The organism is Sphingopyxis sp. (genome assembly GCF_050725615.1).
GTDB lineage: Bacteria > Pseudomonadota > Alphaproteobacteria > Sphingomonadales > Sphingomonadaceae > Sphingopyxis.
The window spans coordinates 17,844-36,255 of sequence record NZ_JBOHHU010000004.1; the positions used below are offsets into that span (position 1 = coordinate 17,844).

Here is an 18,412-nt window from a genome sequence, read left to right on the forward strand (position 1 = left end):
CCGCCATCCTATAGCCAGCCTGCGGTCTGCGCCAAGACCCAGATGCCGATGACGAGGAACAGGCCCGCAGCGACCCGTCGCACCGTATCGAGATTGACGCGCTTGAGCAGGGCGTGGCCGAGGAAGATAGCGGGAACATTGGCGATCATCATGCCGATGGTGGTGCCCGTCGTGACGAGCAGGACGCTGTGATATTGGGCACCGAGCGCGATCGTCGCGACCTGGGTCTTGTCGCCCATCTCGACGAGGAAGAAGGCGATCAGCGTGGTCAGGAAAGCGCCGAAGCGCGGCTTGGGGGCTTCGTCGTCGTCGAACTTGTCGGGGACGAGGGTCCAGGCGGCCATGGCAATGAAGCTCGCGCCGATCGCATAGCGGAAGACCGGGCTGTCGAGGAACGAAGCTGCGGACGCGCCGAGCAGCGCGGCGAGCGCATGGTTGGCAAGGGTGGCGAAGAGGATGCCGAGGATGATCGGCACCGGCTTGTTGAAGCGCGTCGCGAGCAGGATTGCGAGCAATTGCGTCTTGTCGCCGATCTCGGCGAGCGCGACGACGGCGGTCGAGGTGAAGAGAGCTTCCATAAAAGGACTCCGGGGCCGGGCGGCGTTGCGATTCCAACGGACATCGAAACCCGCCGCCCGGCCCGGACGTGGGGTCGATGCCATTGGTCTCGCCCAAGCGGTATTCCCGCTTCCACCGCACCACGGCCTCTCGACCGAGTATGTTGACACGATGGCCCGTCCCGAACGGACGGCTGGCTACTCCCCAGATGACTTGGGCGCGGTAGCGGGCGGAGCGCCGGGAGGCAAGGCCTTTGGCGTCCCCTCCCCCGCCTCGCGTGCGGCCTTGTCGGCGGCGGCGATGTCGGCGTCCATCGCCTTGGCGCGCGCCCCGATTTCCTTTTCCGCCTTGTCGAAGCGATCCTCGAACTTCGGCTCTTCCTTGCAAGCGGCGAGGAGCAAGGGCAGGAGGATGAGCGCGGCGCGCATCAATAATCCTTGCGGTAACGGATGCTGAAATTGGTCTGGCCCGACCCGCCCGCCTGGCTGAGGATCGAGAGCGCCGGGGTCAGGCTGATCTCGAGCTGGGTCGCGGTATAGCCGCGGCCGTCGGTGATGACCTCGAGATAGATGTCGTTGGTGATATGCTGGCCGGCGGCGAGCGCGGTGCCCCGTCCTTGCGTGTCGTCGGGGCCGAGGACGCGCAGCCGGTCGATACCCGTCGCCGACTGCAGCGCGCCGAGCGGGCTCAGGCCGCCGCTGCCGCGCAGGCTGTTGAGCGAGGCGGCGAGTTGCACCGCCTGCAGCGGTGACAGCGCGGTGATCGAATCGCCGAACAGGATGCGCGACACGATCTCGTCCTGCGGCAGGCCGGGGACGCTGGAGAAGGCGATTTGCGGATTCTGTGCGCGGCCCGAGACATTGACGGTGACCGTCACATTCTCGATCGTGTCGCTCGCGATCAGGCGGATCGACGGATCATAGGCGTCGCCGGTCGGGAAGGTCACCCGCCCTTCCTGCAATTCGAACGACCGGCCCGCGAAGCCCAGGGTGCCGCGCACGAGCTCGATCTCGCCAGTGACGCGCGGCGCCTGCGTCGTGCCTTTCAGCGTCACATCGGCCATCCATTCGGATTCGAGCCCCATGCCGTTGACATAGATCTCGTCGCCCGCCCGCAGGTGGATATCGAGACGGATGAGGTCGAACAGGCTGGTTCCGACGGCGGCGAGGCCGTCGCCGCTGATCCGCGCGCGGCCCGCCGGCGGCTTGCGGCGGATGCCGGTGAGCACGGGGACGCTGGCAGCGCCCTGGCGGACGATCTTGTAGCGCGTTTCGGGGAGCCGCAGATCGCCCGAGAGCAGCGCGGTCTGCCCCGCGACCTTTTCGAGCGTCAGATTGCCGGTAGCGCGGGCCGAGAGGTCGTCGCTGCGCGCGAGGCGGGCATTGTCGAGCACCGCATCGATCTTCATCGGATAGCCGCTCGCGGCGGCGAGGCTGACATAGCCCGACGCCTTGACCGTGCCGTCGCCGGCGGTCGCGGTGAGCTGTTCGATCTCGATCCGGTCGCCCGAGAAGCGGCCGTTCACCACCATGTTGGTCAGGCGCGTGCCATAGGTGATATTCTCATAGGACAGCGCATTGCCGCGAATGACGCCGTCGAGGCAGGGCGCCGACAGGCGGCAGCTGAAATCGGCGGCGACGGCGATCGGCCCAGCCAGCCGCTGGTCGCCCGAACCGACGAAGGAGAAGAGCGTGTCGGCGGGGCCGTTGTAACGGATGCCGCCCGACAGCGGCGCGGCCTGCAGGCGGGTCGTCCAGTCGCCGCTGCCCGGTGGCAGCGGGCGGAGCGAGGCCTGGAGGCGCCCGATGACGCTGCCGCGCTTGCGCATCACCGCGCTCGCCGCGCCGCCGTCGGCGAGCAATTTGCCGGCGAAATTGACGTCGACCGGCTGGCTGACCGTCGCGGCGGTGGTGCGCGTGAAGCCGGTGATCGTGAGGCGGGCATCGGCGCGCGGGAAACTGGTGCTGCTCGCCTGTTCGAAATCGACGCTGCCGGTCGCGCGGCCGCCAAGGCCCATGTCGGGATAGACGGCATTGAGCAGCGACAGGTTGACGCGGTCGAGGCGGCTCTGGAGCATGATGCCTTCGCCAAAGCGCCCGGCGAGCCGCGCGCTGCTGCCGCGTCCGAAATCGACATTGGTCGGGAGCAGTTCGTAATCATCCTTGCCGGGAATGATGCGCGCCGGACTGGTGGTCCGGAAATTGATCCCCGTCGCGCGGCCCTGCACCGATGCGTGCCAGAGGTTCGGCGCGAGATCGGCGTTGGCGGCGACGCGGAAGGGCACGCCGCTTGTGCCCTCGACCAGCGCCTGCGCCTTGCCCGCGCCATTCTGATAATCGATCTTCACCCGGCCGACCGCGACATCGACGTTGCGGATGCGTGTCTGCGCGATCTGAATGTCGGCGATGACGCGCGGACGATCGTAGAGGACGACGTCGGCATCGACGATCGCCGAGCCGATCGCCAATTGGGCGGGACCGGGCAGCACGACATTGTTGGCGCGCACGTTGATCGCCGCGGCCTGATATTTGCCGGCGGCGCTCAGCCGGACGAGGCCGCCAAGCCCCTGCCCCGAGGCGTCGAGCTGGCCGACGAAAGGCCCGGCGGCGCTCTGGACGAGGCGGCCCTTGAAACCGATGCCCGACAGGTCGCCGCGCTCGACGTCGATGGTCAGCGGCCCCTTGGCGGTGAGCAATACGACATCGGCGGCGAGCGGACCATAATCGGTGTCGCCGGTCGCCGCGAGGCGGTAGCCGCCGGTCGCGCCGGTGATCCGCGCGACGAGATTCTGGAGGCCGATGCCGAGCCCCGGGCGGTCGGCGGTGAGCGTCGCGCGCGGATCGGTGATCGTGCCCGCGAGTTGCAGCCCGAGCGGGCCGTACTCGGTCGAGGAGGCGCGCGCGGTCAGCTGGATCTGGCCATTGGGGTTATAAGTCCCCTGCCCGCTGGTAACGCGCATGAGCGGCGCGTTGAGACGGAGATTGGCGAAGCGGATGATGCCGTCGGTGCCATATCGTACGTCGCCCGACGCCACGGCATTGCCGCCGAGCACATTGCGCACGCCGGAATTGAATAATTGGGTCGAGCGCGCGCGGACGCGGCCGACGATTTCGAACCCGCCATTGGGCGCGGTCTTCAAATCGGCGTCGGTGTCGATGTCGAAGATGCCGACGCTTTCGATGCGATAATCGTCGATCCGCCCGTCGATCGCGCCGGTGTAGAAGCCGCGATTGAGGTCGGCGATCAGGATCGCCTTGGCGTCGATGCGGCTCGATTTCAGGCGCATATTGTCGCTGAGCAGGCGGCCGTCCTTGTACGCGAGGTCGCCGTCGAGGCGGACGTTCACCAGCGTGCCGCCGGCGACGACATCGAGCCCGCGAATGCGCGTCGCGCGGCCCGCGACGGGGATGAATATCTGGTCGGGATCGACGCGGGCCTTCCCTGACAGGGTCAGCGCCTCGATCACGATATCGTTGACCGCAAGGCTGATGGCGTTCGCCTGATAGTCGACCGTGGGCAGGGCAAAGGCGCCGTCGAGCCGGGCCTGCGCGCGCAGCCCGCTGCCGCGCACATAAGGTGCGATGGCGCCGGGCTTGAGCAGGACGAAAGCGACCTGCAGCCCGTCATAGCGGCTGGCGCCGAGGTCGATGCCGCCGCTCAGCCCGACGCGTGCGGCGTCGGACGACAGGCGGCCATCGAGGTCGACCTTGCGTTCGTTCAGCCGTGCGGTGAGGTCGATCGCGGTTTCGGTGCCGAGCATATCGGCAACGGGGCCGGCGGCGAGCAGGCGCGACGGCTGCGCGGTGCCCTTGACCGCGAAAATGCCGTCGCGCGCGGCGAGGCCGAGGCGCGCGAGCGGCTGGGCGCCGAGATTGCCGGTGAGCGTACCGGTCCAGGCTTTCCAGTCGCCCTTGCCCGACAGCTTGGCTGTCAGCGGTTCCTTGAAGCCGCCCATCGCGGCGAGGACGCCGCCCCGCGGGGCGTTGATATCCATGTCGATCGCGAGGCGGTTGGATTCGGGCACCGCGTCGAGGATGAGCGCGAGCTTGTCGCCCTTGGCATCGCTACCGATGGTCTCGGCATTGGCGGAGATCTGTGCACGGCGGTCGGCGATCGCGACCTTGCCCGTCAGGTGCGCTTCCTGTCGCTGGCCGGCAACGGGGGCCTCGAAGACGAAGCGGTCGACCTGCAATCTGGCGACGTCGATATCGATGTCGGGCAGCAGCGGCTCGCCGGTGTCCGGAACGGGTTTGAACCCCGGAATCCGCCCCATCGTGACCGTCTGTGCCGTCGCCGACCGGATATCGATATGGTTCGAAAAATAGGCGAAGGGCCGCCAGTCGACCTTGACCTCGGGCGAGCGCAGGAACACCCCCTTGGTATCCGACAGCGTCAGGTCGCGGATCGACATCGCGCCGAACAGCGACCCGTCGAGGCGGCCGATGCCGATCTTCATCCCGTTTTCGAATTCATATTTTTCGATCTGGGTGACGACGAACCGGCGACCCGCATCGCTGTTGAGCCCGATGAGAAAGAGCCCGATCAGCGCGATCAGGCCGCCGATCGTGATGCCGACGCCGCGGGCGATGCGGCGCAGCCAGGGCGCTTTGGCCTTTGGCGGTGGCGGACTATCGTCGAAGGCGGCGTCGTCCGCCATCAGAAAGCCTGTCCGATCGAGACATAGACGCTGACCCGCGCTTCACCCGGCTGGCGGTTGATCGGGGTCGCGACGTCAAGGCGCATCGGGCCGAAATTGGTGTAGAAACGCCCGCCGATGCCCGCGCCATAGCGCAGGTTCGAAAAGTCCGGCGTCGATCCCCGATAGACCTGCCCCGCATCGACGAAGCCGACGATGCCATAGTGGCCGAAGCGATAGCGCGCCTCGACCGCCGCCTCGTTGACACTGCGGCCGCCGATCGGGTCGTTATTGGGGTCCATGGGGCCGAGCTGCTGGTAACCGAAGCCGCGCACCGACCCGCCGCCACCGGCATAGAAGCGCCGCGACGGCGCCAGATTGTCGCGCGAAGCTCCGAGGATCGAACCGACGCGAACGCGCCCGGCGAGCACGATGCTGTCGGTCACCGGATAATAGCCGCTGACGTCGACGCGCGCGCGTGCATAGGGTGAAAAATGGCCGCTCAGCGAGCCCTCGGGCTGGAGCAGGCCGGTGATGCGGAAGCCCTTGGTCGGGTTGAGCAGGCTGTCGCTGCGGTCGATGCCGAGCTGGCCGGTCAGACCCGCGATATAATAGACGCTGCGGGTGCGGGTGGCGAGGAGGAAGCTGTAGTCATCCTCGCTCGTGGCGATCAGGTCGAGGCCATAGGAATAGGTGATCTTCTTTTGCCAGATCGGGGTGGATTCGCGGCTGACGCGAAAGCCGACGCGGCCGGTGATCGCCTCGAAGGCGTCGTAATTGCTGTGCGACGCTTCGGCGGCTAGCTCGAAGGTGCGGTCGCGGCGCCCGGCGTTCGAGCGGCGGAAGGTGACGCCCAGCGCCTGTTCCTGCGTGCCCGCGAGACCACGGACGATCAGCGCGCCTTCGGGTGGGAAGAGGTTGCGGTGGGTCCAGCTGCCTTCGACGCGGATGCCCTGGCCGGTGCCATAGCCCGCGCTGGCCGCCAGGGTGCGCGGCGGGCCGGCTTCCTGCGTCACCAGCATCGTCACATATTCGGTGTCGTCGCCTGCGCTCTCGCCGGTCTTTTGCGGTTCGACCGAGACGGTCGCGAACAGGCCGGTGGCGACGAGCGCCTGGCGCAGGTCGTCGGCCCTGCGGCTGTCGTAGAGATCGCCGCGCTTGAAGCGGGCGAGCAGTTCCACATGCTCGACGTCGAAGGCGAGTTTGCCGCCGGTCTCGAACCCGCCGAAACGGGCGCGGGGACCGATGTCGACCGGCAGGGTGTAGACCCCGTCGCCGGTCGCGCCGTCGAGCAAGATGTCGCGCTGGCCGACGGTGGCGAAGGGATAGCCCTCCTCGGGCAGCTTCAATGCAATGGCCGCTTCGGCGCCCTGGACGCGCTGCGCGACGATGGGTTCGCCGATAAGGAGCGGGAAATTATCCTTGATGAGCGTCGGCGGCACCGTGGGGGCGGCGTTGATGACGATGTCCGACAGGGTGTAGCGCTGGCCGGGCACGACATCGATGATCGCGATCAGCGGGCGGCGCTGGCGCGGCGTTTCGGGCGGGGCTTCGCCGCCGGCCGTTGCGGGCGTCGCTGCGCCCTGGCCACGGCCGCCGCCCTGCCCGCCACCCTGACCGTCGCCGCCGCGGTCGAGGCGGGTATCGACCTGCGCATCATAATAGCCCTCGGAGGCGAGGATGCGGCGCATCAGGTCGGCATCGGCGGTCAGCCGCGCGCGGACCATCGCGGCGTTGGCGGCCTCGCCGTCGCCATCGTAGAGCGCCGACAGGTCGCCGAACAGGTCGGCGAGATCGGCGTCGGTGCCGTCGTCGGCGGGTGCGAGCCCGTTGACCTGGACGGTGTAGGCGATCTTGACATTGTCGTCGGCGGATTCGGGTTCGGCGAATTCGACCGGTTCGACGTTGAACCGGTCGAGCGGCGGCAAGGGCGCGGCGAGTTCGGCGTCGGTGATCGGCGCGTCGCCGATCGCCTCGACCGCGTCGGCGTCGGCGAGCGCGGGGGTCGGCGCCGGTTCGGAACCCGGCACGACCTGCCCTTCCGATGCGGCCTTGGCCGCCTGGCGGCGTTCAAATTCGGCAATGGATTCGAGCGGGACGTCGAGTTCGGGGTCGTCCTCCGCAGAAATCTTCGGGATCGCGCGGTCGAATTCGTCATCCTCGATGATCGGTTCGACCTTGGGAAATTGCGCGTCGGGCGGTGGCGGGGTGGGTTTCGCCATCCCGGTATCGGGCGCGGTTTCAGGGTTCGCCGTTTCGGTCACCGGCGGTGGTTGTACAGCGTCCTGCGCGTGTGCGGTCGCCGCAGCGAGGCAGAGCAACGAGGCCGACAGCGCGAACGCGGGGCGCAGCGGGGCGACCGCCGCGGGCCAGCGGATCGATTCACGAAGGTTTTCAGAATCTTGCATCTGCTACCCGCTACCAAATGCGCTTCTGTCCGCTGGCGTCCAGCGGCGCAACCAGATTCTGGCGGATTTGCGACGACTTGCGGTGCGATACGGAAGCCCGCCGCTCTCGCAACCTGGCGATAGGTCCGGGGTCCCCGTCCGCCGGCGGCCGATCAACAGTCCCGGCGCAGCAGATCGGCCATGATTTCGGCCTGACGGTTCACCGACAGCCTGGCGAGCGCATAGGCTCGCGCCGCTTCATCGGCATATTGGCCCTTGTCGAGCAGGTCGCCGAGCAGCGTCGCCAGACCCTCGACATCGCCTTCGTCGAACAAATGCCCCTGCCCGCCCATCACTTCGGGGATCGCGCCCGACCGGCTGCCGACCATGGTGCGGCCGCACGCCATCACTTCCTGGATGACGCGGCCATATTGCTCCTTCCACTTGGGGGTGCTGAGCGACGGCAGCACGACGATATCGGCGGCGTTCATATAGCGCGCCATGTCCTCATGCTTCGATTCGAAGAAGATGACGCGGTCCGACAGGCCGAGGCGTTCGATCTGCGCCTGGAGCTGCGCGGTATAGCCCGAGGCGCCGATGAAATCGTCGATGAGGAATTGCCAGGGGCGGTCGCGGATGCGGTCGAGCGCGTCGATCAGGATGTGGATGCCCTTTTCGGGGGTCTGGCGCCCGAAATAGGCAATCACCGGCCGGGTGAGGCCGAGTTCGGCACGAACGACCGCACGCTCGGCTTCGGGGAGCGGCTGGAACAGGCGCGGGTCGAAACCGAGCGGGACCTGCGTCGCGGTGAGACCCATTTTTTCGATCAGCGCAGTGCCGTCCTGGCTGAGCGTCAGCACGCGGTCGACCTTGCGGCGCGCCGAGCGGCGAAGCCATGTCTTGACCAGCGCCGAGGCGATGCCGGCGGGGTTGCGCGTTTCGGCCGCCTTTTTGAGGTCGCTGCCGAGGCTTTGCGGCATATTCTCGGCGGTGAGCGACCAGAGCTTCGCGTTCGGCGCGACCTGTTTGGCCTGGCGCACCATCATGCTCGCGGGGTCGCTGTCGCAATAGATGTGGGTCGGCTGGAAAGCGTCGACCACGGCCTGAACCCCCTGCAGCGTGTGCGTCCGCTGGTTGGTGCCGGTCAGGTCGAGCAACGTCAGGTCGTAATTTTCGGGCGGGAAGTCGGGGGTGTCGCGCCATTGGCCGCCGACGAAATGGCGGCGTGGGACGACGAGGTGAACGGGGATGCCGAGCGCGCCGATCTCGCGGAACAGCGCGCGGTTCACCGGCTCGTGGCACGAGAGCGAAATGGCGAGGAGGCGCGGACCGGTCACGCGGCGAAGGCGGCGATGGTACGGCGGGCTTCGTCGGCGATGCTCGCCGAAGGCGTCCAGCCGAGCGCGGCGAGGCGCGATATGTCGACCGTGAACGGGCTGCGGAAGGCGTCGGTGCCGTCGCCATAGGTGATCGTCACGGGCTGCGGCGCGGCTGCGGCGATGCTCTCGGCGAGCGCCTGCATCGTGATCGCCTGCCCCGCGCCGAGGTTGAAGATGGTGTTCCAGCCATTTTCGGCGCGGAGCAGCCGGTCGACCGCCGCGATCGCGTCGCCGAACGGCAAGATATCACGATAGCTCTGTCCATCGTTGCGCAGGCTCATCGTACCGCTTTCGGCGACCTGGCGGCAGAGGTCGAGGAAGATCAGCCCCGCCTGTTCGCCCAGATCCCTGTGCGCGGGCGCGCCGACCATGTTGGTCGGGCGGAGGATCGCGATGCGGTCGGCGACGTCGCTGGCGGTGAGTTCGCTCTCGATCGCGAGATGCGTCCGGCCATAGGGATGGCCCGGCGCCTTGGGCATGTCCTCGTTGTAGGTCGCGGCGACAGCGCCACCATAGACATGGAAGGTCGAGAAATGGATCAGGCGCGCCGCCCTGCCCTCGCGCAGTGCGGCGAGGCACGCGCTGGCGGTGCTGCGGCCCTGCGCCAGCGCGGCGTCGGCGTCCTTGCCCGCCGCCTGCGCGCCCGGCATCGCGAGATTGACGATCGCGTCATAATCGCCACCCGGCAATACCGCGTCGGTGCCGCTGTCGTAGCGAAAGGAGGCGATGCCGCGTTCCGCAAGCCATGCGGCGCGCGCGGGCGTGTCCGAGCGCACGGTAACCGCGACGTCCCAGTCATCGGCCAGCGCCTCGGCCAGCCGCGCCCCGAAATATCCGCTGCCGCCGACGAGCAGCAGCCGGCCATCAGCCATGGCGGACGTCCCAGTTGTAAGGGATCTTGTCGGTGAACGGGTCCATGCGGTCGATCTCGTCGGCCGAATGGACGTGGGTGGTGCAGTTCGCGACGATGGCCGGATATTGGCCATAGCCCTTGAAGCCGTTCCACACGAAGGGCGGCACGGTGACGAGGCAATAATTGTCCTCGCCCATGAAGATTTCCTGGAGTTCGCCGCGCGTCGGCGAGCCTTCGCGGTCGTCGTAGAGGACAAATTTGATGCGGCCGTGGACGACGGCATAGTTCAGCGTCATTTCGCTGTGGATGTGCCAGGCCTTGATCGCGCCGGGCTGCACGCACGAGAAATAAATCTCGCCGAACCGGTCGAAATGCGGCGCGTCGCTGCGCAGCATGTGCATGATCTTGCCGCGTTCGTCCGGAATCTGGCGCAGCGGTGTAATCAGGACGCCGTCGATCATCTTATTCCCCTTGGGTTGGTTCAGGCCGCCCAGGCGAGCGATTTCGCTCGCGCCTCGGCAACGAAGGTTTCGATATCGTGACGCGTCCGGTCGAGTGCGGGAGCCTGGTCGGCGACCACCGCCTTGTACCAGCCCGCAGTCAGCGCGACGCCGCCCGCGAAGTCGAGCGTCGGGGCCCAGCCGAGCTTGTGATAGGCCTTGTCGATCGACAGGCCGAGCAGCCCGGCTTCGTGGACCGCACCCGCTTCGGCCGCATTGACCCAGGTGCCGGGCCAGTGCTTGAGGAATTCGGTGACCAGCCGTTCGACCGAGCCATTGGCCTCGACCCACGGGCCGAAGTTGAACGCCTCGGTCACGTCGGTCGGCGATTTCACCCGCGCCGTGGTTGCGGCGCCGCCGAGCAGCGCACCGAGCCAGAGATAGCCGCTCAGCGATTCCAGTACATGCTGCCAGGGCCGCGTCGCGTGCGGATTACGCAGGCGGATCGCTTCACCCTTGGCAAGGCTGCGCACGCAGTCGGGGACGATGCGGTCGAGCGACCAGTCGCCGCCGCCGATGACATTGCCGGCGCGCACCGTCGCCATCTTCACCGGGCTGTCGGGCCCCGAGAAGAAACTGCGGCGATAGCTGTGCGCTACGATTTCGGCGGCGCCCTTCGATGCGCTGTAGGTGTCGTGGCCGCCCATCGGATCATCTTCGCGATAGCCCGACAGGACTTCGCGATTCTCGTAGCATTTGTCCGAGGTGACGCAGACGACCGCCGCCGGATGGCCGGCACGGCGCAGCGCATCGAGCAGGTTGACGGTGCCCATGACGTTGGTCGCCATCGTTTCGACCGGATGATCGTAGGAGTAACGGACAAGCGACTGCGCCGCGAGGTGGAAGACATAGTCGGGCTTGTGCGCCGTCACGACGTCATAAAGCGCGTCGGCATCGCGCACGTCGCCCAGGATATGCGTCATCCGGTCGGCGAGGCCGAGGCTGTCGAAATGCGACGGGCCGTCGTCGACCTTGTGCGAGAAGCCGACGACCCTGGCGCCCAGCATCAGCAGCCATTCGGCCATCCACGAACCCTTGAAGCCCGTATGGCCGGTCAAGAGGACGGTCTTGCAGCGATAGGCGTCGCCGAACATGCTGCCGCTTACCATTTCTTCCAGGGCGCACGCCCTTCGGCCCACAGTTCGTTGAGCAGCGAATATTCGCGCGGCGTGTCCATCGGCTGCCAGAAGCCATTATGTTCGTACATCATCAACTCGCGATCGGCGGCGAGGCGTTCCATCGGTTCGCGTTCGAGGATGAGATCCTCGCGATCGTCGAGATAATCGTCGACGAAATTGCGGTTGAAGACGAAGAAACCGCCGTTGATATGGCCGCCCGACACCTGCGGCTTTTCGTTGAAGCTGGCGACGACGCCGCCTTCGGTGCCGAGTTCGCCGAAGCGACCCGGGGGATAGACGCCGGTCAGCGTCGCGGTCTTGCCATGGCCCTTGTGGAAATCGACCAGCGCCGAAATATCGACGTCGCCGACGCCGTCGCCATAGGTGGCGCAGAAATGATCGACGCCGTCGAGATAGCGCGCGCCGCGACGGATACGCGCGCCGGTCATCGCATCCTCGCCGGTTTCGGCGAGCGTGACCTTCCAGTCCTCGGTCTGGTGCTTGTGGAACTGCAACCGGTCCTCGCCGCGCTTCGACAGGTCGACGGTGACGTCGGACGACTGGTTGGCGTAGTTGAGGAAGAAATCGCGGATGATGTCGCCCTTATAGCCCAGCAGCAGGACGAAATCGGTGATGCCGTGCGCGGCATAGATTTTCATAATGTGCCAGACGATGGGTTTGTCGCCGATCGGCACCATCGGCTTGGGCAGGGTTTCGGAGACTTCGCGGAGGCGGGTCCCGCGACCGCCGCAGAGAATCAGGGCTTTCATAGGGGCAAGCTCGTTCCGTTCTGAGGATCAGGATGCGGCGGAATCAATTGGGTTATCAAGCGCCCGCTCGGTAGCCGCAAAGCCAGGGCGCTGCAACGCGCGTCGCGCCTCGATGGCCATTTCATGTGCCGCAGAAAGTCACATAAGGGGCCGTTTCGCGGGGGCCCGGCTGGGCGTAATCTGCTCGGTCGGCGCGCTCGGCATAAGGCGTCCGGACGACATCAAGCAGTGTCAGGAAAGGCGCGAGATCGCCCTGCTCGGCGGCCGCCAGCGCTTCCTCGACCTTGTGGTTGCGCGGGATATAGAGCGGGTTGACCGCGTCCATCGCCGCCGCCCGCTCAACGGGGTTGATCGGCTCGCGTTCGAGTTGCGCCCACCATTGGGCGATCCACGGCGCCATGGCGTCGGGCGCCGGCAGCAACGCTTCGATGGCGGTGGCATCGCCGCGCAGCAATGTCGCGAGCGCCCGGAAAAACAGGGTGAAGTCGGGCCCGTTCTGTTCGAGCGCGTCGAACAATCCGTCGATCAGCCCGGCATCGCTCGAGTGCGGCGCGCCGAGGCCCAGTTTCTGTCGCATCGTGGCCAGCCAGATGGTCCGGAACTGCTCGACGACGTCGGCGACCAGCTTTTTCGCGACCTCGACATCGTCGGGGTTCACCGCGTGGATCGCCGGGAGCAGCGCTTCGGCAAAGCGCGCCATGTTCCAGTTCATAATCGCGGGCTGATTGCCATAGGCATAGCGGCCGTTGGCGTCGATCGAACTATAGACGCTGTTGACGGCAAACCGGTCCATGAAGGCGCAGGGACCATAGTCGATCGTTTCGCCGCTGACCGCGACATTGTCGGTGTTCATCACGCCGTGGACGAAGCCCAGCCCCATCCATTTCGCGACCAGTACGCACTGGCGTTCGATCACCGCTGCCAGCAGGGCAAGATGCGGATTGGCGGCGCTGGCGAGGTCGGGAAAATGGCGGCGGATCGTATAGTCGGACAGCTGGACGACATGTTCGGCGCCGAGGTGAGCGGCGAAAAACTGGAAGGTGCCGACGCGGATATGGCTCGACGCGATCCGGGTGAGCACCGCGCCGGGATGGGCGCGTTCGCGCTGGACGCGGTCGCCGGTCGCCACCGCCGCGAGCGCGCGGGTGGTCGGCACCTGCATCGCCGCCATCGCTTCGGACACCAGAAATTCGCGCAGGACGGGGCCGATCGCCGCCTTGCCGTCGCCGTTTCGCGAGAAAGGCGTCGGACCGGAGCCTTTCAACTGCACGTCGAAACGCTTGCCATCGGGTGCGACGATTTCGCCGAGCAACAGGGCGCGGCCGTCGCCGAGTTGCGACGAGAAATGGCCAAACTGATGTCCGGCATAAGCGAAAGCGAGCGGATTGGCGCCGCCCGGCAAGGCCTGGCCCGAAAAAAGCCGCGCGAGCGTGTCGTCGTCGACATCGGCGGTCGCCAGCCCGAGCGTTCCAGCGAGCGTCTGGTTGAAGACGAGCAGCTTTGGCGCCGAAGGCGGCGCGGCCTCGGCCGGCGCGTAAAAACCCTCCATCTCGCGGTGGAAGCTGTTGTCGAAGGCGATATCCATGGCTCTGTTCCTCGCCCTTCTCTCTCGAACCTCGCCCGCCCGATTGCAAGCGCGCGTCAGGCGTGGTGCGCCAGGAACCAGTCGTAGGTCGCCGCAATGCCGTCGCGCAGGTCGACGGTCGGCGACCAGCCCATCGCGGCGAGCCTGGCGTTCGACATCAGCTTGCGCGGCGTGCCGTCGGGTTTTGTCGTGTCCAGCTCGATCTCGACATCAGCGCCGACCACCTCGGCGATGAGGCGCGCGAGGTCGATGATCGCGATGTCGGCGCCCGACCCGACATTGACATGGCCGGCGTCGGAGTAGGTCTTCATCAGGAAGACGCAGGCGTCGGCGCAATCGTCGACATGCAGGAATTCGCGCATCGGGGTGCCGCTGCCCCACAGCGTCATCCTTTTCGCGCCGCTCACCTTCGCTTCATGCGCCTTGCGGAGCAGCGCGGGCAGGACATGGCTCGACGCGAGGTCGAAATTGTCGCCGGGACCGTAGAGATTGGTCGGCATCGCCGAAATATAGTCGCGCCCATATTGGCGGCGATAGCTTTGCGCGAGCTTGATGCCCGCGATCTTGGCGATCGCATACCATTCGTTCGTCGCTTCGAGCGGCCCCGTAAGCAATGCCTCTTCGACGATCGGCTGCTCGGCATATTTGGGGTAGATGCACGACGAGCCGAGGAAACAGAGCTTGGCGACATCGGCGCGGTGCGCGGCATCGACGATATTGGTTTCGATGACGAGGTTCTGGTAGAGGAAATCGGCCGGAAAGCTGTCGTTGGCGAGGATGCCGCCGACTTTCGCCGCCGCCAGGAACACCGCGTCGGGTTTTTCCCGCGCGACCCATTGGCGCACCGCCGCCTGATCGAGCAGGTCGAGCGTGTCGCGCCCGGCGGTCAGGATTTCGCAATCCTCGCTCGCGAGCCGTCGCACCAGCGCGCTCCCCACCATGCCGCGGTGGCCCGCGACCCAGACGCGCTTGCCCGCGAGCGAAAAATCGTCAGCCATGTGCCGGGTTCGTGCCGGCCTTGGCTTCAGCGAGGTCGGCGGCGACCATTTCGCGGCACAGCTCGCGCACCGATGTTTCGTGACGCCAGCCGAGCTTCTGATGCGCCTTCGACGGGTCGCCGATCAGCAATTCGACTTCGGTCGGGCGGAAATAGCGCGGATCGACCTCGACCAGGCAGGTGCCGGTTTTGGTGCAATAGCCCTTTTCATCGACGCCTTCGCCCTTCCATTCGAGCGCGATGCCGACATCCTCGAACGCCCATTCGACGAAATCGCGCACCGGGGTCGTCTCGCCGGTCGCGAGGACATAGTCGTCGGGTTCGTCCTGCTGCATCATCAGCCACATGCCGCGCACATATTCGCGGGCATGGCCCCAGTCGCGCTTGGCGTCGAGGTTGCCGAGATAGAGCTTGTCCTGCTGGCCGAGGCTGATCGCGGCGGCGGCGCGGGTGATCTTGCGCGTGACGAAGGTCTCGCCGCGCAGCGGGCTTTCATGGTTGAACAATATGCCGTTCGAAGCATGCATGCCATAGGCTTCGCGGTAATTGACCACGATCCAATAGGCATAGAGCTTGGCCGCCGCATAAGGGCTGCGCGGATAGAAAGGCGTGGTTTCGCGCTGCGGCACTTCCTGGACGAGGCCGTAGAGTTCCGAGGTCGATGCCTGATAGAAGCGGCAGGTCTTTTCCATGCCGAGGATACGCATCGCCTCGAGCAACCGCAGCGTGCCGATTGCGTCGCTGTTCGCGGTATATTCGGGGGTCTCGAAACTCACCTGCACATGGCTTTGCGCCGCGAGGTTGTAGATTTCGGTCGGCTTGGTTTCCTGGACGATGCGGATCAGGTTGGTGCTGTCGGTCAGGTCGCCATAATGGAGGTGGAAGCGCGAATTTTCGACGTGCGGATCCTGATAGATATCCTCGATGCGGCTGGTGTTGAACGAGGAGGACCGGCGCTTGAGGCCGTGCACGATATAGCCCTTTTCGAGCAGCAGCCGTGCGAGATAGGCGCCGTCCTGTCCGGTAATTCCGGTAACAAGAGCGATTTTTTCCTGTTCAGCCAAGGGGTTGTTCCTCGTGTCGGGGAGAGTGTCGGGGCCAACATGGCCCGGGGGTTCGGGCGGTGCTTCCCTTTCCGCGCCTTGCCCGCGAAGTCAACCGGGCTGTTCGTCCTCGCGCCAAACTTCGCCCTTGTTGCCAAAGGCTCACATGTCTATCGCGGCGCTGCTGCGGCGCCGCGAGCCGCATGAGCAGGAGATGATCAGTGACCGTGCTCGTTACCGGCGCCGCCGGATTTATCGGTTTTCATCTTTCGCGGCGGTTGATGGGACAAGGTCAGCCGGTCATCGGCATCGATATCGTCAATGATTATTACGACCCGGCGCTGAAGCGCGCGCGGCTGGCCCGGCTGGCCGAGGAGTTTGGCGATCTGTTCACCTTTCGCCAGGTCGATTTCGCCGATGCCGATGCGCTCGACGCGGCGCTGGCCGGGCTGAAATTCGACGATATCGCGCATCTGGGGGCGCAGGCGGGGGTCCGTTACTCGATCGATAACCCGCGCGCCTATGTCCAGGCGAACCTCGTCGGCCACCTCAACCTGCTCGAAGTGGCGCGGACGCGCGGCGTGCCGATGGTCTATGCCTCCTCCTCGTCGGTCTATGGCGGCAACAAGGTGATGCCGTTCCGCGTCGAGGATCGCGTCGACCATCCGATGTCGCTCTATGCCGCGACCAAGAAGGCCGACGAGCTGATGAGCGAGACCTACGCCCATCTCTATCGCATTCCGCTGACCGGCCTGCGCTTCTTCACCGTCTATGGGCCGTGGGGCCGTCCCGACATGGCGATGTGGATTTTCACCAAGGCGATCTTCGAGGGGACGCCGATCCAGGTGTTCAACGCCGGGGCGATGCGCCGCGACTTCACCTATATCGACGATATCGTCTCGGGTGTCGCGGCGTGCATCGCCAATCCGCCGCCCGACGACGGTGCCTTGAAAGCCGGCGGCAGCGTCGCGCCGCACCGGCTCTATAATATCGGCAACAACCGGTCCGAAGAGCTGACGCGGATGATTTCGCTGATCGAGGAAGCCTGCGGGCGCGAAGCGATCAAGCAGATGGCCCCGTTGCAGCCGGGCGACGTTCCCGAAACCTATGCCGACATCAGCGCGATCTCGGGCGATCTCGGCTATGAACCGACGACCCCGATCGATGTCGGCATCCCCAATTTTGTCGCCTGGTATCGCGACTATCACGGCCTCTGACGCCTGCCCCTCTCCCAAGGAACAGAATAGAAATGAAGATCGTCGTCGTCGGGCTGGGCTATGTCGGATTGCCGCTCGCGGTCCAGCTGGCGAAGCATTTCGAGTGCCTCGGCCTCGACAGCAATGCCGCGCGCATCGCCGAACTCAAGGCCGGGCATGACCGCACCGGCGAAGTCGATGCGGCGGCGCTGGCGGCGTGCGGCCTGATTTTGACGAGCGATGCGCAAGATTGTCGCGGCGCCGATCTCTATATCGTCACCGTGCCGACCCCGATCGACGCCGACAACCGCCCCGACCTGTCGCCGGTGCGCAGCGCGACGCGTACCGTCGCGGCGCTGCTCGACCCCGCCAAGACGCCGACCATCGTCTATGAAAGCACGGTCTATCCCGGCGTGACCGAGGATATTTGCGGGCCGATGATCGAGCAATTGTCGGGGCTGACGCGCGGCGCCGACTTTTTCCTCGGCTATTCGCCCGAACGCATCAATCCGGGCGACCGCGAGCATACGGTCGACAAGATCGTCAAGGTGCTGGCGGGCGAGAATGACGAGATCACCGAATTGCTCGCAACCGTCTATGGCAAGGTGACCAGCGGCGGGGTGTTCCGCGCGAAATCGATCCGCGCCGCCGAGGCCGCGAAGGTCATCGAAAACGCCCAGCGCGACATCAACATCGCCTTCATCAACGAAGTGACCAAGATTTTCTCGGCGCTCGACATTTCGGTGTGGGACGTGCTCGACGCGGCGCGCACGAAGTGGAATTTCCTGCCCTTCGAACCCGGCCTCGTCGGCGGCCACTGCATCGGGGTCGACCCCTATTATCTCAGCCACCGCGCGCAGGAACTCGGCATCGATCCGCAGGTCGTGCTGTCGGGCCGCGCGATCAATGACGGCATGGCGCAGTGGATGGCGGACGGCGTGCACAAGGCGCTGGGCAAGGACGGCGCCGACATTCTGATCCTTGGCCTGACCTTCAAGGAAAATGTCCCCGACCTGCGCAACAGCAAGGTCATCGACCTGGTGCAGGCGCTGCGGGCGCATGGCCACCGCGTGGCGGTGCACGATCCGCACGCCGACCCCGCCGAGGCACAGCATGAATATGGCCTCGACCTCGCCCCATTGCCGACGGCAGCGGATTATGACTGTGTGATCGGCGCCGTCCGGCACGACCCGATCAAGGCGCTCGGCGCCGCGCAGTTGGCGGCCATGCTGCGCCCCGATGGCCTCGTCGCCGACCTGAAGCGCATGTGGGCGCCGCTCGCCGGCGATGGCGCGGCATCGGTTCGTTACTGGTCGATTTGACCATCCGGGGGTGGCGTTTGCGGGATTATCTGCCTAAGGCCCGGGCGATGAAAATAATGGAAGTCTGA

Annotated in this window: 14 protein-coding genes; 2 read left to right on the forward strand and 12 right to left on the reverse strand. The window is 66.1% G+C overall.

The genetic code is table 11. From position 1 onward, the window contains the following. Nucleotides 1-8: 8 nt before the first annotated feature. The 12 genes from ACREB7_RS01590 to gmd form a co-directional block, all read right to left on the reverse strand. Nucleotides 9-578: a TMEM165/GDT1 family protein gene (locus ACREB7_RS01590; RefSeq protein ID WP_431590557.1), complete on the reverse strand. Its 570-nt coding sequence runs from the start codon at nt 576-578 to the stop codon at nt 9-11. A 177-nt stretch (nt 579-755) separates the two neighbouring features. Then, nucleotides 756-986, reverse strand: a complete 231-nt coding sequence (locus ACREB7_RS01595; RefSeq protein ID WP_431590558.1) for a hypothetical protein — start codon at nt 984-986, stop codon at nt 756-758. Further along, a complete protein-coding gene (locus ACREB7_RS01600; protein ID WP_431590559.1) occupies nt 986-5,215 on the reverse strand; it encodes a translocation/assembly module TamB domain-containing protein in 4,230 nt (1,409 codons plus the stop codon). The genes ACREB7_RS01595 and ACREB7_RS01600 overlap by 1 nt, the downstream gene beginning before the upstream one ends. Beyond that, entirely contained in the window at nt 5,215-7,602 is a 2,388-nt protein-coding gene (locus tag ACREB7_RS01605; RefSeq protein WP_431590560.1) for a BamA/TamA family outer membrane protein, read from the reverse strand. Before ACREB7_RS01605 ends, ACREB7_RS01600 begins: the two co-directional genes overlap by 1 nt. A gap of 152 nt (nt 7,603-7,754) precedes the next feature. After that, the gene (locus ACREB7_RS01610; RefSeq protein ID WP_431590561.1) at nt 7,755-8,918 is read right to left on the reverse strand and encodes a glycosyltransferase; all 1,164 of its coding nucleotides are present in this window, start codon (nt 8,916-8,918) and stop codon (nt 7,755-7,757) included. Beyond that, a complete protein-coding gene (locus tag ACREB7_RS01615; protein WP_431590562.1) occupies nt 8,915-9,832 on the reverse strand; it encodes an NAD-dependent epimerase/dehydratase family protein in 918 nt (305 codons plus the stop codon). Before ACREB7_RS01615 ends, ACREB7_RS01610 begins: the two co-directional genes overlap by 4 nt. Further along, nucleotides 9,825-10,274, reverse strand: a complete 450-nt coding sequence (locus ACREB7_RS01620) for a dTDP-4-dehydrorhamnose 3,5-epimerase family protein (protein WP_431590563.1) — start codon at nt 10,272-10,274, stop codon at nt 9,825-9,827. The genes ACREB7_RS01615 and ACREB7_RS01620 overlap by 8 nt, the downstream gene beginning before the upstream one ends. 20 nt (nt 10,275-10,294) lie before the next feature. Next, nucleotides 10,295-11,407: a CDP-glucose 4,6-dehydratase gene (rfbG, locus tag ACREB7_RS01625; protein WP_431590564.1), complete on the reverse strand. Its 1,113-nt coding sequence runs from the start codon at nt 11,405-11,407 to the stop codon at nt 10,295-10,297. An 8-nt stretch (nt 11,408-11,415) separates the two neighbouring features. Then, the gene (rfbF, locus tag ACREB7_RS01630; protein ID WP_431590565.1) at nt 11,416-12,201 is read right to left on the reverse strand and encodes a glucose-1-phosphate cytidylyltransferase; all 786 of its coding nucleotides are present in this window, start codon (nt 12,199-12,201) and stop codon (nt 11,416-11,418) included. A gap of 121 nt (nt 12,202-12,322) precedes the next feature. Then, a complete protein-coding gene (locus tag ACREB7_RS01635; RefSeq protein ID WP_431590566.1) occupies nt 12,323-13,786 on the reverse strand; it encodes a protein adenylyltransferase SelO in 1,464 nt (487 codons plus the stop codon). A gap of 56 nt (nt 13,787-13,842) precedes the next feature. Beyond that, entirely contained in the window at nt 13,843-14,784 is a 942-nt protein-coding gene (gene fcl / locus ACREB7_RS01640) for a GDP-L-fucose synthase (RefSeq protein ID WP_431590567.1), read from the reverse strand. Beyond that, the gene (gmd, locus tag ACREB7_RS01645) at nt 14,777-15,847 is read right to left on the reverse strand and encodes a GDP-mannose 4,6-dehydratase (protein WP_431590568.1); all 1,071 of its coding nucleotides are present in this window, start codon (nt 15,845-15,847) and stop codon (nt 14,777-14,779) included. The genes fcl and gmd overlap by 8 nt, the downstream gene beginning before the upstream one ends. 200 nt (nt 15,848-16,047) lie before the next feature. Between gmd and ACREB7_RS01650 the strand changes: the two genes are divergently transcribed. Both ACREB7_RS01650 and ACREB7_RS01655 read left to right on the forward strand, forming a co-directional pair. Beyond that, complete coding sequence (locus tag ACREB7_RS01650; RefSeq protein WP_431590569.1) at nt 16,048-17,043, forward strand: SDR family NAD(P)-dependent oxidoreductase; 996 nt, start codon at nt 16,048-16,050, stop codon at nt 17,041-17,043. A 32-nt stretch (nt 17,044-17,075) separates the two neighbouring features. Beyond that, nucleotides 17,076-18,344 (forward strand): nucleotide sugar dehydrogenase, encoded by a 1,269-nt coding sequence (locus tag ACREB7_RS01655; RefSeq protein WP_431590570.1) that lies wholly within the window; start codon nt 17,076-17,078, stop codon nt 18,342-18,344. The last annotated feature ends 68 nt before the right edge of the window (nt 18,345-18,412 follow it).